Origin of the sequence: Kitasatospora sp. NPDC004614, from assembly GCF_042873675.1 — a bacterium.
Lineage (GTDB): Bacteria > Actinomycetota > Actinomycetes > Streptomycetales > Streptomycetaceae > Kitasatospora.
On sequence record NZ_JBIALR010000002.1, the window covers coordinates 622,161 to 636,531 of the forward strand.

Annotated in this window: 15 protein-coding genes; 7 read left to right on the plus strand and 8 right to left on the minus strand. The window is 74.4% G+C overall.

The window, feature by feature from the left end:
- Positions 1 to 68 precede the first annotated feature (68 nt).
- Positions 69 to 671, minus strand: coding sequence for a superoxide dismutase (locus ACFYST_RS08455; RefSeq protein WP_387638965.1), 603 nt, complete (start codon positions 669 to 671; stop codon positions 69 to 71).
- A gap of 128 nt (positions 672 to 799) precedes the next feature.
- The gene (locus ACFYST_RS08460; protein WP_387860922.1) at positions 800 to 2,326 is read right to left on the minus strand and encodes an ATP-dependent DNA ligase; all 1,527 of its coding nucleotides are present in this window, start codon (positions 2,324 to 2,326) and stop codon (positions 800 to 802) included.
- Positions 2,327 to 2,461: 135 nt separating this feature from the next.
- Here ACFYST_RS08460 and ACFYST_RS08465 point away from each other — a divergent pair, with 135 nt between their 5' ends.
- Entirely contained in the window at positions 2,462 to 2,689 is a 228-nt protein-coding gene (locus ACFYST_RS08465; protein ID WP_387638959.1) for a hypothetical protein, read from the plus strand.
- Between the two features lie 10 nt (positions 2,690 to 2,699).
- On the opposite strand, the gene ACFYST_RS08470 is transcribed toward ACFYST_RS08465, so the two are convergent.
- Complete coding sequence (locus ACFYST_RS08470) at positions 2,700 to 5,156, minus strand: YbhN family protein (protein WP_387860923.1); 2,457 nt, start codon at positions 5,154 to 5,156, stop codon at positions 2,700 to 2,702.
- A gap of 127 nt (positions 5,157 to 5,283) precedes the next feature.
- Between ACFYST_RS08470 and ACFYST_RS08475 the strand changes: the two genes are divergently transcribed.
- Both ACFYST_RS08475 and ACFYST_RS08480 read left to right on the plus strand, forming a co-directional pair.
- Positions 5,284 to 5,562, plus strand: a complete 279-nt coding sequence (locus ACFYST_RS08475) for a hypothetical protein (RefSeq protein WP_387638954.1) — start codon at positions 5,284 to 5,286, stop codon at positions 5,560 to 5,562.
- 89 nt (positions 5,563 to 5,651) lie between these two features.
- The gene (locus ACFYST_RS08480; RefSeq protein WP_387638951.1) at positions 5,652 to 6,146 is read left to right on the plus strand and encodes an NUDIX domain-containing protein; all 495 of its coding nucleotides are present in this window, start codon (positions 5,652 to 5,654) and stop codon (positions 6,144 to 6,146) included.
- A gap of 131 nt (positions 6,147 to 6,277) precedes the next feature.
- On the opposite strand, the gene ACFYST_RS08485 is transcribed toward ACFYST_RS08480, so the two are convergent.
- Genes ACFYST_RS08485 through ACFYST_RS08495 form a run of 3 tightly spaced genes read right to left on the minus strand, consistent with a single transcriptional unit; the run spans position 6,278 to position 8,505 of the window.
- Positions 6,278 to 6,970 (minus strand): class I SAM-dependent DNA methyltransferase, encoded by a 693-nt coding sequence (locus ACFYST_RS08485; RefSeq protein WP_387860924.1) that lies wholly within the window; start codon positions 6,968 to 6,970, stop codon positions 6,278 to 6,280.
- 53 nt (positions 6,971 to 7,023) lie between these two features.
- Positions 7,024 to 7,761: a tyrosine-protein phosphatase gene (locus ACFYST_RS08490; RefSeq protein WP_387860925.1), complete on the minus strand. Its 738-nt coding sequence runs from the start codon at positions 7,759 to 7,761 to the stop codon at positions 7,024 to 7,026.
- A gap of 54 nt (positions 7,762 to 7,815) precedes the next feature.
- The gene (locus ACFYST_RS08495) at positions 7,816 to 8,505 is read right to left on the minus strand and encodes a hypothetical protein (RefSeq protein ID WP_387638944.1); all 690 of its coding nucleotides are present in this window, start codon (positions 8,503 to 8,505) and stop codon (positions 7,816 to 7,818) included.
- A 301-nt stretch (positions 8,506 to 8,806) separates the two neighbouring features.
- On the opposite strand from ACFYST_RS08495, the gene ACFYST_RS08500 reads away from it, so the two are divergent.
- The 4 genes from ACFYST_RS08500 to ACFYST_RS08515 all read left to right on the plus strand — a co-directional run bounded on the left by ACFYST_RS08500 (position 8,807) and on the right by ACFYST_RS08515 (position 12,471).
- The gene (locus ACFYST_RS08500; protein WP_387860927.1) at positions 8,807 to 9,541 is read left to right on the plus strand and encodes an RNA polymerase sigma factor; all 735 of its coding nucleotides are present in this window, start codon (positions 8,807 to 8,809) and stop codon (positions 9,539 to 9,541) included.
- Positions 9,538 to 10,446, plus strand: coding sequence for a hypothetical protein (locus ACFYST_RS08505; RefSeq protein WP_387860928.1), 909 nt, complete (start codon positions 9,538 to 9,540; stop codon positions 10,444 to 10,446). The genes ACFYST_RS08500 and ACFYST_RS08505 overlap by 4 nt, the downstream gene beginning before the upstream one ends.
- A 274-nt stretch (positions 10,447 to 10,720) precedes the next feature.
- Positions 10,721 to 10,858 (plus strand): hypothetical protein, encoded by a 138-nt coding sequence (locus ACFYST_RS08510; RefSeq protein ID WP_387638937.1) that lies wholly within the window; start codon positions 10,721 to 10,723, stop codon positions 10,856 to 10,858.
- An 86-nt stretch (positions 10,859 to 10,944) separates the two neighbouring features.
- Positions 10,945 to 12,471: a protein kinase gene (locus ACFYST_RS08515; protein WP_387860929.1), complete on the plus strand. Its 1,527-nt coding sequence runs from the start codon at positions 10,945 to 10,947 to the stop codon at positions 12,469 to 12,471.
- Positions 12,472 to 12,473: 2 nt separating this feature from the next.
- On the opposite strand, the gene ACFYST_RS08520 is transcribed toward ACFYST_RS08515, so the two are convergent.
- Entirely contained in the window at positions 12,474 to 12,977 is a 504-nt protein-coding gene (locus tag ACFYST_RS08520; protein WP_387860931.1) for a potassium channel family protein, read from the minus strand.
- Entirely contained in the window at positions 12,974 to 14,290 is a 1,317-nt protein-coding gene (locus ACFYST_RS08525; protein WP_387860933.1) for a hypothetical protein, read from the minus strand. Before ACFYST_RS08525 ends, ACFYST_RS08520 begins: the two co-directional genes overlap by 4 nt.
- Positions 14,291 to 14,371: the final 81 nt, after the last annotated feature.

The following is a 14,371-nucleotide window of genomic DNA, read 5'->3' on the forward strand; positions in this document are numbered from 1 at the left end:
TAGCGGGGCCGCGCGCACGGCCGAGCCGGGGCCTGCCGCGGTGGCGGGCCCCGGCGGAGGTGCGGCCGTCAGGCGGAAGTGGCGGCGGTGAAACGGGTGGTGACGTCCTGCCAGTTGACGACGTCCCAGAGGCGGGTGACGTAGTCGGGGCGGACGTTCTTGTACTGCAGGTAGTAGGCGTGCTCCCAGGCGTCGAAGGCGAGCAGCGGGACGGTGCCCTGGCCGACGTTGCCGTGGTGGTCGTAGACCTGCTCGACGATCAGGCGCTTGCCGAGCGGCTCCCAGGAGAGGATGCCCCAGCCGGAGCCCTGGACGCCGACGGTGGCGGTGGTCAGCTGCTGCTTGAACGCCTCGAAGCTGCCGAAGTGCTCGGCGATGGCGTCGGCGAGCGCGCCGTCCGGGCGGTCGCCGCCCTCGGGGGAGAGGTTCTGCCAGAACAGCGAGTGCAGGACGTGGCCGGACAGGTTGAAGGCGAGGGTCTTCTGCAGGCCGACCAGCGAGCCGAACTGCTCCTTGTCGCGGGCCTCGGCGAGCTGTTCCAGCGTCAGGTTGGCGCCGTTGACGTACGCCTGGTGGTGCTTGGAGTGGTGGAGCTCCAGGATTTCGGCGGACATCGCCCGCTCCAGGGCGGAGTAGTCGTAGGGCAGGTCAGGCAGCGTGTAGGCACCCATGGGTGAGCAGCCCCTCTCGGTCGACGGATGATCCGTTGCGAGGGCCACCCTATTGCAACTTGTTTGCAGGAGCGATGATGGGGCATTAAGGGCGGGTTTCGCTGGGGGTCCTCCGATGTCATGGGCCGTCAAGGAAGCAGCGCCGCCACCGACTCCACCGTGTCCGCCTCGGCCGCGCGCTTGTCCTCCCGGTAGCGCAGCACCCGGGCGAAGCGCAGCGTCACCCCCTCCGGGTAGCGGCTGGAACGCTGGACGCCGTCGAAGGCGATCTCCACCACCAGCTCGGGCCGCACCACCACACCCCAGCGTTCCTCGCGGACCGCCAACTCCCGCAGCCGCGCCGTCTGCCACTCCAGCAGACTGTCGGTGAGGCCCTTGAACGTCTTGCCGAGCATCGCGAACGTGCCGTCCGGCCGCCGCGCCCCGAGGTGCAGGTTGGACAGCCGGCCGGTGCGCCGTCCGTGCCCCCACTCGGCGGCCAGCACCACCAGGTCGAGGGTGTGGACGGGCTTCACCTTCAGCCAGGACGAACCGCGCCGCCCCGCGCTGTACGGCGCGTCCAGCGACTTCACCACCACCCCCTCGTGCCGGTGCTCGGCGGTCGCGGCGCGGCTGAACTCGCGGGCCAGCTGCCGCTGTTCGGGATCGGACGGGTCGTCCACCCGGAGGTGCCGGACCCGGGCGGATTCCGGGACCAGGGCGGCGAGTTTGGCGCGGCGTTCGGCGGCGGGGGCGCCCAGCAGGTCCCGGTCGCCGGTCAGCAGCAGGTCGAAGAAGACGGCGGACAGCGGGAGTTCGGTGTGCTCGCCGTGCGAGCCGACCCGGCCGGACGTCTGCTGGAACGGCCGCGGCAGCCCCTCCTCGTCCAGCGCCAGCACCTCGCCGTCGAGGATGAGCCGCTCCTGCGGCAACTCCCTTACCAGCGCAGCCACTTCGGGCAGCCGGGCGGTGATCTCGGCGAGCGTCCGGGTGTAGAGGCGCACCGTGTCGCCGTGCCGGTGCGCCTGGATCCGGATGCCGTCCAGTTTCTCCTCCACCGCGCACGGGCCGAGCCGGTCCAGGGCCTCGTCGACGTCCTTCGCGCTCTGCGCCAGCATCGGCTGCACCGGGCGGCCGACGGTCAGCCGGAAGGCGTCCAGCGCGGCCGGGCCCTGCTCGACCAACCGGCCCGCCAGCGGCCCGAGTTCGCCCGACAGCATGAGCGCCCGCCGAACCGCCTCCGCCGGTGCGCCGACGGCTGCTGCCAGGCCCTCCACCGCCACCGCGTCCAGCGCGCCCTGGCGCAGCTCGCCGGAGAGCAGCCCGAGCAGGAAGTGCTGCTCCTGCCCGGTGGCCAGCGCCATCAACTCGCCCACCTGGCGTCGGCGTTCGCGCTGCGAGCCGGGACCGGCGAGGGCCGCGAGGGCGGACAGCCGGCGGTCCAGCTCCAGCACCCCGAGAGTCGCCCCGGCGGCGGGCTCCGGCCGCTCCCGCAACGTCTGCCACCCCACCTTGACCTTCCGCTGCGGCAACCGCCCCGCCAGGTACGCCACCACCAGCGGCGCCTCCTCGGCCGACACCCGCCCGAACAGCTCCGCCAGCACCCGTACCTTCTCCGACCGCGCCGCCGTCCCCGCCAACCGCGCCGACGCCCCGGCCACCTCCGCCACCAGCATCCCGACCACCCTCCACCACACGGGCCCCACCGAACCACCGTACGAGCGCACCCGGGGCGCACGCGCTCCGCGCGGGTGCGGGACCCGCCGTTCCAAAGGTGACCGTTATGCGGGGTTGCGCCGGATACTGGTGGTATGCGCCTGAATGCGGAGAACCCCGAATACCCCGAGGACGTCGACGAGCCGACCCCGACCGTGCTGGATGCGGGGGACGCGGAGCGGGAGGCGGTGGAGCCGGAGGTGGATGACCTGGAGGTGTTGCGGCGGCAGCGTGAGCTGGGGGCGGCACCGGCGGCCGAGGGGGACGCGGTGGAGCAGGTCCGGGAGGTCGCGGTGGGGGACGAGGACCACCGGGGCGAGTGACCGGAGCGGGTCAGATCGCCCGGCGGCGCTTCAGCCAGGTGAACGCCGCCCAGCCCGGCAGCACCGGCAGGATGAAAGTGAGCAGCCGGTACAGCATCACCGCGGCGAGCGCGGTGCCGTAATCGATGCCCGCGGTCGCCTTGAGCATTCCTGCGGTCAGACCCTCCACGCCGCCCACGCCGCCCGGCGTCGGCACCACGTTGCCGGCCGCGTTGCCGGCCAGGAAGCTCACCGCGACGGCGTTGAACCCGGGGTGCTGGCCGACCGCGCGGGTGCAGCAGTACAGGCAGGCCACGAAGCACATCGACACCAGCAGCTGTCCGGCCACGCCGGTGGCGAGCCTGCCGGGCCGCTGGGCCAGGTCGAGCAGGCGCGGCAGTACCTCGGCGCGCAGCGGCCGCAGCAGGGTCTGGGCGCGCCGCCGCAGCGACGGCACTGCGGCGATCGACACCGCGACGACCGCGGCGGCCAACCCGGCCAGCCACACCACCCAGCCGCCGGCCAGGGCAGAGGAGTCGTCGCCGGACGTGGTGTCCACGCCGACCAGGGCACTGAACACGGCGAGCTGCATCATGTGCAGCACCAGGCCGAACAGCTGGCTGACGCCGATGCTGGACATCGCCTGCGCGGTGGGGATGTTCGCGCACTGCAGGTAGCGGGTGTTCAGGGCGAGGCCGCCTACACCGCCCGGGGCGGCCACCTTGACGAAGGCGCCGGCGACCTGGGCGGCCAGCGTGGAGCGGAACGACAGTTTCTCGGGGACGAAGCCGCTGAACGCGAAGGTCGCGACGGGGTAGCTGGCCGCGGCCCAGAGCACCGCGCCGGCCAGCCACAGCGGGTCGGAGTCGGCGACCAGCGTGACCGGGTTGACGTCGGTGTTGAACAGGAAGTTCAGCAGCGCGTACCCGACCGCGATCCCGGCGACGATGCTGAGCAGCGTGCGCGGGCGCAGCCGCTCCAGGCGGACGGGTTCGGTGGCGGCCTGCGGCATCTGCCGCTGCACCTCGGCGCGCAGTTCGCCGGCCAGCTGCTTGTGCCGGGCGAGCGCGGCGCGGGTGTCGCGGGCCAGGGCGATCGGCTGCAGCAGCGGCAGCGCGGCGCCGACCGGGCCTCGGCCGAGGACGTCGATCGCGGCCCGCACGGCCCGTTCCGGCCCCGAGTGCACGGCGAGGACGGCGAGCATGCCGGCCACGTCCAGGCGCAGCAGCAGGTCACTGGCCGCGATCTCGCCGCGGGCCAGGCCGACCAGGTGGACCCGGCCCTCGGCGTCCAGCAGGACGGTCTGCGGGGAGATCGAACGGTGCGCGATCCGGCGGCGTTGCAGCAGCGCCAACTGCTGCCAGGCGTCGCGCAGTTCCGCGTCGGTGGGGGAGATCTCGGGCTCGGCGGCCGGTTCTGCACCGGCAGCGGCCGGGGTGCACTCGGTGAACAGTTCGGCGAACGGGCTGGCGTCGATCCGCCGGTAGGCAACCAGCGCGGCGTCCGGGCTCAGTTCGACGGCGGCGACGGGTGTACGGGTGCGGGCACCGGCGGCGGTCGCGGCGTGGCCGAGCAGGGTCTGGTGTTCGAGCCCGGCGCGCAGCGGGCGCAGGCCGAGCGGGCGGGGCGCGGTGCGCAGGCGCAGCGCCAGCCACAGGTGGCCGAGCAGTCCGCTGGCCTGGACGTGCCGGTCGAGCAGGTGGACGTCCAGGTCGGGGCGGCCGTCGTGCTGGGTGACCAGGTAGCGGCTCGGGCCGAGCGCGAGCACCGCGTCGGGGCGAACGCCGCAGGCGGTCAGCGCGGCGGCGATCTGGTCCTCGGTGGGCGTGCCGACCGGCTCGCCGACGGCGTACCGGGTGGCGTGCGCGATGGTCCAGCCGAGCAGCAGCGACAGCACCAGCGACAGCGGGGTGGCGTACCCGGTGATCAGCCCGGACAGGCCGGACAGCGTCAGGGTGACGGCCAGCGCGCTGCGCCAGCGGCGCATGCCGGTGGTGCCGATCGCGGTCATGAACGCCAGCACCGGCGCGAGGTGCCCGTACACCGGGTCGGTGCGGCCGTCGCCGCCGGACAGCGGGTGGGTGAGCGTGGTGAGGTCGCCGGCCAGCAGGTCCAGGAGAAGCGAGAGGCCGTACGCGCCGACGGCGGCGAGGACACCGTCGGCGACCCGGCGGCCGTCGGCGTGCAGCAGCCGGTCGACGGCGTAGCCCAGCGGCACCAGCAGCAGGGCGCCGCCGCAAAGGGCGGCCGCGAGCTTGACCGGCGGCCAGGGCATCTGGTCGGTGACGCGCGAGACGTCGGTGTCCAGACCGAGCGCGGAGGAGCGGGCGTAGCCCGCCAGCAGCAACACCAGGGCGATCCAGCACAACCCGGAGACCAGGCGGATCAGGGCGGCCGGGTGCCGGACCCGGTCCGTCTGGGCGCCGCGCGGGGCGGATTGTGCGGTGCGCTGTTCCTGGGATTCGTCGGCTTGTATCACCGTGGCCACGGGGCATGGTCCCATATCGCGGGGGGCCTGAGCTGGCCTTTCGGTAAAGGGAGTTCAAGGCGTCGCGAGGGATACGGGCCGATAATGGGCATATCGGGCTGACGAAGCCGATGAAGGGAGGCCGGCGATGACCAAGCAACCGACCGACGGGATGATCAGGCTCCGCGAGGGCAGCCATCAGGTGCTGCAGGACCGCACCATGGAGGCCGACCCGGCACCTCTCGCGCCGCAACTGCACACCGACACCACGCGCGCCGCCGAGACGGCTGGTTACCCGGGCGACGCCGTGTTCAGCCACGGCGGACGCCGGACACCCGCCACGGCGGGCCCGGCCGACGGGCCCGCCGCACACACCGAACTGCCCGGACACCGGCACCGCGGCGCGGAACGGCACTCCGAACACTGAGCCGTCCGGCACGGAAACCCTCGGTGCACGCGCTTCGGAGGGGGTGGGAGAGTGGGGCCGCACGCCCCCACCCCCGCCGAAGGAGTGACATGGCCGACGCCCCCGAGTTCGCCTCCCGTGAGGACTGGCTCGCCTCCCTGCCCCGCGTGTACGCCGCCGCGGGCTGCCTGATCACCGACCCCGACGGACGGGTCCTGATCGTCAAGGCCGGCTACCGGGACGCCTGGCAGTTCGTCGGTGGCACCGTCGACCTCGGCGAGAACGCGCAGCAGTGCGCCACCCGCGAACTCCACGAGGAGACCGGGCTGCACCGCGAGGCGGGCGACCTGCTGGCCGTCGCCTGGACCCACCCCAGCGGCGAACTCGGCCACCCCGCCTGCCACTTCCTCTTCGACCTGGGCGTCTTCCCGGCGGACACCCCCATCGCGCTGCCGGCGGGGGAGCTCGACGCGTACCGGTGGGCGACCGTCCCCGAGGCGATGGCCCTGCTCGGGCCGGCGCGAGCGCTCCGCTTGGAGGCGGGGCTGGCTGCGAGGGCGGATGGGCGGACGCGGGTGGTGACGGCGCCGAACTCGGGGTTCTGAGCGGGTCTGGACGGTCGCGAGCGCGTGCAAGTCATTGTTCGGCGTCGCGATCTTGCGGTTGGGTCCTTCCGCTTCGCGCAGTTCTCCCCCAGCCCTAGGGGGCTGGGAGGTGCCCCCACGCGCCCCTGGGTTCACGCTTGCCAGACGTAGGCCGCCGAGACCGGCTGGCCGCGGTGGCGGGACCACTTGGGCTTGAGGGCGATCCAGTCGTCGCCGACGGTCTGTTCGCGCATTTCGGCGAGGTGCCAGCCGGCGGCGAGGCCGGCGGTGAGGTGGTCGCTGACCAGGTGGACGTGGGTGGTGATGGCGACGGGGCCGTCGGGGCCGTCGTAGTGGGTGGGCATGCCGGCGGACATGATGAAAGCGGGGTGGAGGCCGACCAGGACGAACAGGCCGCCGGGCCGGACCAGGCGGTGGGCCTCGCGGTAGAGGGGGGTGAGGTCGGCGAGGTGTTCGTCGACCAGGGAGCAGGCCGCCAGGTCGTACGCGGCGGTGGGCAGTCCGGTGGCGGCGAGGTCGGCCTCGGTGAGGGTGCGGTGGGCGCCGCGTTCGCGGGCGCGGGCGAGCATCTCGGGGGTGAGGTCGACGCCGTCGATCGCGCCGACGCCGCGGTCGCGCAGCCAGGCGCCGGTGCGGCCGGTGCCGCAGCCGAGGTCGACGGCGGTGCGGGCGTCGGACCAGGCGGGGACGGCGAGTCGGGCCAGGACGTCGAGGTCCATCGCGTCCTGCACGGTCTGTTCGTAGCTGTCGACCCAGCCGGCGTAGCCGGTGCGGACGTCGACGGTCGGGTAGCCGCGGGTGTCGAAAACGGAGAAGTCCACCATGCGGCGCAGTATGGTTCGCGCCCGCCGTGGGGCGCGAACCATTTGATGGGGCGTCAGTTGGCGGAGAGCAGGCGGGTTCGGAGCGCGGCGACGTCGGCGGCGGGCAGCCACTGCGCGGCGTCGAATTCGGTGAGCACCGCGTGCAGGGCGCCTTCGGCGGTGGTGCCGGCGTCGGCGAGGACGCGGGCGATGTCGGCCTCTTCGCCGGGGCGGTCGAGGAGGGTCCACAGCGGCCGCAGGTTCGCGGCGGACAGCAGGTAGTCCTCGGCGATCGCGGCGGGTTCGACGCCGGCGAGGGCGAGCAGGACGAGCGCGGCCAGACCGGTGCGGTCGCGGCCGGCGCCGCAGTGCACGACGATGCCGCCGTCCCGGGCGTGGGCGACGGCGGTGACGAGTTGGGCGACGGCGTCCCGGCAGTGGTCGAGGTAGGGGCGGAAGGACAGCGGGGTGCCGTCGAGGGCGCCGAAGCGGGCCCACCAGTCGGGGCCGGCCAGTGCGTCGAGCGGGACGCGGACCAGGTCGACGGTGTCGGGGGTGGGCAGCAGTGGCCGGTACTCGACGGGGTTGCGCAGGTCGATGACGGTGCGCACGCCGTAACCGAGCAGGGCGTTCTGGCCCTCGGCGGTGAGCCGGTCGAGGTTGTCCGCGCGGACGATCGCGCCGGTGCGGGTGAGCCGGCCGTCGCGGGTGGGCAGGCCGCCCAGGTCGCGGACGTTCAGGCAGCCGTCCCAGTCGAGCTGGCGCTGCTCGTGCGACAGTGTCGGCGCGGACGTCGTGGCGGTCCCCGTCATGTGCTTCCCCCCGGAGGTGTTTCTGTGCCGGCGCGTGCCGGTACTGGGAAAGACTCAGTCCGCTTCGCCGTGGTTCCCGGCCGGGAACTCCCACAGCGGGCGGCCGAGGGTGTCGAGCGCCCGGACCAGCCGGAACCGCCGGTCGCGGGCGGACAGGAAGCCGCGGGCGGCGCCGGCCAGGACCTGCCGGGCGGCCGGGTCGTGGCGGCTCCACGCGCCGTGCAACTCGAGGATGTGGTCGGTGAGTTCGGCGCGCTGGATGCGGGCGACGCCGGCGATCGCGAGGGCGTTGTTGACGCCGTCGAGGGCGGCCGGCAGCAGGTAGGGCCCGCGGTCGTCGGGGCGCAGCCGGCGGCGCAGTTCGGGCAGCGCGTAGCCGCGGACGGCGGCCACCGAGTCCTCGACGGCGACCAGCCAGCGCGGGCCGGGCGCGACCTCCCACCAGACCTCGCCGCCGACCGGCATCACCTCGCCGATCGGGGCGCGCCAACGCTCAAGCCCCGTAGGGGTGTTGGCGCAGGGGCGGATGCTCCGCCGGTCCCAGGCGGCCTTGTCGGTGACGGAGAGGTTGACGGTGTAGCGCACCCGTCCGTCCGCGTGTACCGCCTGCACGCCGAGCACCGCCCACCGGTCGCGGTCCGGCAGCGAGAACGAGTGGCGCCAGCCCTGGAGGCCCAGGGCGCGCAGGGCGGGCGCGAAGTGCTCGCGGATTCCCGTCGTGTACAGCTCCTGGGCGGTGCTCATGGCGTCTCCCGGTTCGATGGCTCGTGCAGCGGAGCGGGCGGGCGGCCGCCGGGCTCCGGGTCGGGACGGAATGTCCCTGTTTGCACCGTATGGCGGGGGAGTGGGGCGAATCCGCGGGCGAACGACAGCAGCCGGCGGGACGAAGGTCAGCCCGGGCCGGGTCCTTGGTCCCGAAGCTGACGTGCCGCCGGCCTGCGCCGCGCGCACACCCGGCGGCACCCGGCCCCACACCGGGCAGCCACCGCTCCGTCACCGCCCGTGCCACGCCCCGCGGCTGGGCCGGGCACCCGGATGGCGCATCATGTGGCGGGTGCACAGTGCTGAACACCACGGGGCGGGCGACGGCGACCGGCGCGGCCGTCCGGACGCGCCGGACCGCCCGGCCAGCCGGCGGGCGGATCTCGCCGCCGCCGTCCTGGCCGCCCAGCACGGCGACGAGGAGGCGTTCCGGGTCCTGTTCCGGGCCGTCCAGCCCGGGCTGCTGCGCTACCTGCGGGTCCTGGTCGGCGGCAAGGCCGAGGACGCCGAGGACATCGCCTCCGAGGCGTGGCTGCAGATCGCCCGTGACCTGCCGGGTTTCCGGGGCGACGCGGACGGCTTCCGCGGCTGGGCCGCGACCATCGCCCGCAACCGCGCCATGGACCACCTGCGCCGGGTGCGCCGCCGGCCGGTCGCCGACCTGCCGGTGGAGTACCTGGCCGAACTGGCCGCCGTCGAGGACACCGCGGGCCAGGCGATGACCACCGTCGCCACCTCCGACGCGCTCGCGCTGATCGCCTCGCTGCCGCCCGACCAGGCCGAGGCGGTGCTGCTGCGGGTGGTGCTCGGGCTGGACGCGGAGAGCGCCGCGAAGGTGCTGGGCAAACGGGCCGGCAGCGTCCGGATGGCCGCGCACCGGGGGCTGCGGCGGCTCGCCAAGACGCTTGACCAGACCGGGGGAGCGGTCGCCGGGCTGCCCCGTCGGGGGGCCGGGAAAAAAATCTCCGCGCAGGGTGTGACACCGGCGCAGGTGCCGACGCTGAGGGATATGAGATGAGCACCAACCGATCCCGCCGGATCGATCGCGCCGCCGCGGAGCAGCTGCTCCGCGGCGCGACGGTCGACCCGGAGGCCGGTCAGGACCCCTCCGCCGGGCAGCAGCCCGCGCCAGGACGGCCCGAGCTCGCCGCACTGCTCGCCGCCGCCGCGGCGACCGGGACGGCGGACGACGGTCCGCTGCCCGGCGAAGAGGGGGCCATGGCCGCGTTCCGGCAGGCTCGTCGCCAGCCGGCCCCCAGTCAGCACCGGAGACGAAAGATGGCGGACACCGCGCTCGCGCGGGCCCTCAGCGCGAAGGCCATGGCCGTCGCGCTGGGCGTGACCGCCGTCGGCGGAGTCGCCGTCGCCGCCGGGACGGGCCGGCTGCCCGAGGTCCTGGGCGGTCCCGCCCCGGCCCCGCCGGCCGCCGCCGCGCCCGCGTCGTCCCCGAACGCGCCGGACGGATCGCCGACCGGCACCCCGAGCCGCACCGCCAAGCCGTCCAACGCCGCCACCCGCTCGGGCGGCGCGTCCGACCGGCCGTCCGGCCCGGCGTCCGCCGACCCCGGGCAGGCGCCCGACCTGGCCACCCTGTGCCGGGGCTTCACGACGCGGGTCTCGTCCGGCGCCAAGCCGAAGGAGGCCGCCGCCGACCCGGCGCTGGCCGAGCTGCTGCGCGCGGCCGGCGCCGCGGAGAAGGTGACCGGGTACTGCGCGCAGCTCGCCGCCCACGGCGGCGACCGGAACGACAGCGACCAGACCGGCCAGACCGGCAACGGGCAGAACGGGCAGAACGGCAACGGGCAGAACGGCCGCGGCCGTCCGTCGGCCGGCCCGTCCGCGTCCGCGTCGGCCGCCGTGTCGGGGCGGCCCGGTCACGGCGGCAACCAGCAGTCCAGGGGCGGGGGCGACGACCAGGACTGACACCGACTCCGGACGGCCGGCGGATTCCCCTGTGTCCGCCGGCCGCCCGGACCGAACTCCGGACGGGCGAGATGGCTCCCCCGGGCCCCGCCCGTCCGGAAACCCCTCCGGTCGGCCCATGGACTCCCCCGGGTCCGCGGCCGTCCGGAACCGCTCCGGACGGACGGCTGAACTCCCCCGGGTCCACCGTCCGTCCGGGGCTCACCCCGGCGTCCCGCCCGAAACCTCTGGAGTCCCCGGTGACCGACCTGACGCATCGCCAGGCGAGCTGGCGATGAGCTTCCCGCGTACCTCGCCCCGCGCCGAGCGCGCGGCCCGGCTGGCCGTGCACGGCTCGCCGCGGACCGCCCGCGCCCTGCTCACCGCCGCGCTGGCCGCCCTGATCGCCGCCCTGCTGGTCCAGCGCCCGTAGCCGGACCGGTACAGCGCCCGCGGCACGACGCGGGCGGGTGCCCGCTATGGTTCACGGGAGCCCGACCGAGGTGAGGGGAGTATCCGATGATCGGACGCGCGCTGAACGGGCGCTACGAGCTCGGCGAGATACTCGGCGTCGGCGGGATGGCCACCGTCTACCGGGCCCTGGACCACCAGTTGGGCCGCCCGGTCGCGGTGAAGGTGCTCAACGGCGGGCTCGCCGACGACCCCCGGTTCGCCGAGCGGTTCGCCCGCGAGGCCCGGCTGGCCGCGCTGCTGTCGCACCCGCGGATCGTCACGGTCTTCGACTCCGGCCTCGACCAGGGCTCCCCGTACCTGGTGATGGAGCTGGTGCACGGCGACACCCTGGGCAAGCTGATCGCCGACCTGGGCACCCTGCCGGTGGAGCGCGCCGTCGGCATCGCCGCCGCCGTGCTGGACGGGCTGGCCGCCGCGCACGCCCAGGGCCTGGTGCACCGCGACATCAAGCCCGGCAACATCATGATCACCCACGACGGCGGGGTGAAGGTGGTGGACTTCGGCATCGCCCGGGCCGGCTCCTCCTCCGGCCAGCAGCTCACCCAGGCCGCCTCGGTGGTGGGCACCGCCGCCTACCTCTCCCCGGAGCAGGCCACCGCCGGTGAGGTCGACGCCCGTGCCGACCTGTACGCCGTCGGCTGCGTGCTGTTCGAAATGCTCACCGGCGCACCGCCGTTCACCGCCGACACCCCCGTCGCGATCGCCTTCAAGCACGTCACCGAGTACCCGGTGCCGGTCACCGCCGTCCGCCCCGACGTGTCGCCCGCGCTGGACGCCGCGATCCTGCGGCTGCTCGCCAAGCACGCCGCCGAACGCCCCGCCGACGCGAACGCGGCCGCCGCCGAGCTGCTCGCCGCCGTCCCGGCCGCCCCCACCGACCGCACCGCCGAACTGCTCGGCGCCGCCACCCAGGTGCTGCCGCCCGTCCCCGCGACCGTGCCGCCGCCCCCGCAGCACCGGCCGTGGACCGAGCAGCACCGCACCTCGGTGCTCCCGCCGATGCCGATGCCGATGCCGATATCCGCCCGCCGGGAGGAGGAGCCGCCGCCGCCCCGGCGCGGCCGCAACCCGCTGGTGTACGCGGGCGTCGGCGCCGCCGTGTTCGCCTGCGTGGCCGGCATCGCCGCGTTCTCGCTCAGCGGCGGCGACTCCACCCCGGCGGCCCAGCCCGCCACTTCCGCTTCGCCGCCCGCCGCGAACAGCAGCGCCCCCGTGGCCTCCCCGTCCACGAGCGCCTCGGCCAAGCCGTCCGCGAGCGCCAAGCCGTCCACCAGTGCCAAGCCCACCGTGGCCGCCCAGATCGCCCAGCTGCGCGCCGACATCGCCCAGGCCGCCTTCGCCCACGAACGCGACCGCCAGGACACCCTGACGAACCTCCTCGACCAGGCCGCCCAGGCCGTGGGCGACCACCGCGCCGACGACGCCGAGAGCACCCTCAAGGACGCCCAGCGGGTGCTGCGCGACCTCGCGAAGCGCAAGGCCGTCGACAACGCCACGCTGAACGGCTGGAACAACCGCCTGAACGCGCTGATCTCCGCCGTGCACACCCAGGCGAAGGCGGACGAGCAGTAGTCCTACTGGCCGCCGCGGGCCCGGCTGATGGCCCGGGTCCGCACCTGGCGGGACAGCGCCGCCACACCCGTCGTCAGGAACACCACGGTGTACAGCACTTGGATCATCACCACGACCCGGGCCACCTGTCCGGACGGGTGGATGTCGCCGTAGCCGACGGTCGCCATGGTGATCACCGTGAAGTACAGCGCGTCGACCTTGGTGGTCAGGCCCACCAGCTCACCCGGCTGCTTGGACATCCCCAGGTACGCCGCGGAGAACACCACCAGCGCCCCGGACAGCAGCGTCAGGATCACCGGGACGTGCCGCCCCGACAGGCCCAGGAACTGCCGCCGGGCCTCGCGCAGCAGGCCCACCCCGACCAGTGCGAGCAGGACGATGAAGGTCACCCAGCTGAGCAGTGGGTGGTGCGGCCCGAACCAGTCCAGCGGGATCGTGAAGAAGGCCGTCAGCAGCAGTACCGGCCCGCCCAGCAGGGCGAGGTACGTCCGGGCCAGCTCTTTCATGCCGGCCCGGCCTTCCCGTCGCCGCCACCGGTTCCGTCCGACGGCGCCACAGGCTCTTCGGGGGGCGTGTCGAGGAACTCCAGCACCGCCAGCACGGCCAGCAGCACCACCGCGATCCAGAGCACCACCACCGCCGTCGGATAGCCCCAGGTGAGCAGCACGATCGCGGCCACCAGGACGGCGCCCCAGCCCAGCCAGGCCTTCCGCCGGTGCACGAACCGGCCGACCGGGCCGAGCCGCATCCCGATGCCCTCGGCGGCCCGCCGGACGGCGCCCAGGCCGGCCTGCCACAGCTGCCGCACCCAGCCGGCCCGTCGGCCGGAGCCGGTCAGCCAGGCCGCGAGCGCGATCACGATGCCCAGCGCCAGCAGCATCCGGACGGCGGCCCGCAGGTAGCGGACCATGGTGTCGTAGACCGCCATCGCGGCGGCCTGGTCGACGTCGGCGGGCAGCTTGTCGAGGTACAGCGCCCGGAACACGGTCAGTCCGATGCCGAGCAGCACCGCCGCGAAGGCCATGCCGAGCGCCGCCCCGACGGTGGCCCGGCGGTGGTGCACCGCCAGCAGGATGCCGCCGACGGCGCACAGCACCGCCAGCACCGGCACCCAGAGCCCGGCCACGTCGAGCAGCCGCAGCCCGGTCTGGGCCTTCTTCACGGCGTCCGACTGCACCAGGACGAAGTCGGTGTGCACCTCGGGGATCTTCGCCGCCAGCCCCACCCCGTTCGCCACCAGCCGGTCCTTGACCTGGGTGATCACCGGCGCCAGGTCGAGGGTGACGGTGTCGCCCTTGACCTGTACGGCGCCGCCACCCTGCCCGGTCAGCACCTTGGTGAACGTGGCGTGCGCGTTGCGCAGGATGTTCTCCCAGATGCCGGCGAACGCGTCCGACTGGACGACGTTCAGCACCTGGTCGTGGACGAACCCGGTCAGCCCGTCGGTCAGTGCCGGCCCGATCCTGCCGAGTGCGGCGTTCAGGGCCGGCCGGTCGGGGGGCGCCACCTCGTTCAGCAGGTCGGAGATCGGCAGCTGCTCCATGATCGCGTTCGTCGCCCGGTTGGCGACCGCGCCCTGTACGGCCGGGTCGGACGACAGCGGGGCCAGCGTGGACACGAAGCGGTTGGTGTCGGTGACCTGCGCCCGGCTCCAGGAGGCGACCACCGCCAATGGGGTGAGCAGCGCGGCCAGCACGATCAGTACGACGGCGAAGAACGACCGGACCCGGTGCCGGCGGGGCTTCTCCTGCGACTCCAGGGAGGCGACCCTGGCGCGCAGGGCGGCGACTTCGCTCTCGTCCGGGGACTCGGCCGTCATCAGTGCTCCCAGGTGATCCGCCGTCAGGTGAATACCAGGAGATACCGGAACAATTCAGCCAGCCACTCGGAGTGCGCCGAC